Annotated in this window: 1 pseudogene; it reads left to right on the top strand. The window is 48.3% G+C overall.

Going from position 1 to position 505, the window contains the following annotated elements:
* Nucleotides 1–182: 182 nt before the first annotated feature.
* Nucleotides 183–505 (top strand): annotated as a pseudogene (locus OGX91_RS00020) (hypothetical protein); the annotation flags it as partial.

A 505-nucleotide genomic window follows, 5' to 3' on the forward strand; every position in this document is an offset into this window, starting at 1 on the left:
GAAAACGTGGCGGATATTAACCTGGACACGCTCCATAAACGGCGAAAAAAAGAGTGGAAGCGAACGGGGATCCCGCCAAATCCTCTGCGCAAAGGAACCCCCTTTGATTATTCAGGGGGGACACATTGTTTTTTTTATTATTAATACGGATGTTGAATGGTTCTTAATGGCATGGATAAATTATGGAAAAAGAGCTGAAATTCTCGGACGGATTGCGAAGAAGCCTCGAAGGCAGCAATAAAAAATATCCGCTTCATAACTATTTGCAGCAAAAAAGTGAGCTGGCGCGAACGCAGGAAATTCTGCGCAATATCGAGGCCAGCAATGAAAAAGGAAAATGGCTGGCGCATTTTCGCCTGAAAGAGAAAGAGTTGCTGGACGTGCTGAAAAATGCTCCGCCGGACCCGGTGCTGCCGCCTCCGGCACCGCTGATTAAAGTTCGGGGGGTCATTGAAAAACTGACGCAGCGGCGGGTGGTGCAGCATTTCGACGTTCTGTCCTATCC

Origin of the sequence: Citrobacter sp. Cpa228, assembly GCF_030333085.1 — a bacterium.
GTDB classification, from domain to species: domain Bacteria; phylum Pseudomonadota; class Gammaproteobacteria; order Enterobacterales; family Enterobacteriaceae; genus Citrobacter; species Citrobacter pasteurii.